Source organism: Oleiphilus sp. HI0117 (genome assembly GCF_001635235.1).
On the sequence record NZ_LWGA01000326.1, the window covers coordinates 1 to 425 of the forward strand.

The window sequence follows — 425 nt, forward strand, 5'->3', positions numbered from 1 at the left end:
AGAGCGTATCGCCCTCCGATAATATNGACACATTCACCTGGCCCAATTTTTCTCTCAGCTTTTCTCTATCAACAAGCTTAGCCTGTACTGCGCTAGGCAGTTCGGTAAACAAAATAATACCTTTCTGCACCAGCAAGGAGATGAGGTCTTCCGTCACTCTGGCCAAGTCAGCATCGCTATCCTGTAACGCTAAAAATAAAGCCTCCTTTTCTTGCTGATCCATCATCATGCCCTTTCGTCCAGGAACTTAGTTACTTTAGGGGATATCGTAATATTTTGAGACAAGTGATCCAGCAAACTACCCTGCAGGTACAGCTCATACTTAATCAAATACAAGTCATATCGCGCCTCACTACTTAAACGCTTAGCATTTAATAGTTCATTCTCGGCATCCAGCAGATCAATCAAGCTTCGCTGGCCAATAT

The 425-nt window shown here is 43.6% G+C and carries 1 pseudogene; it reads right to left on the reverse strand.

Annotated features, from left to right (window positions below):
• Nucleotides 1-225 precede the first annotated feature (225 nt).
• A pseudogene (locus tag A3757_RS26280) lies at nucleotides 226-425 on the reverse strand (hypothetical protein); the annotation flags it as partial.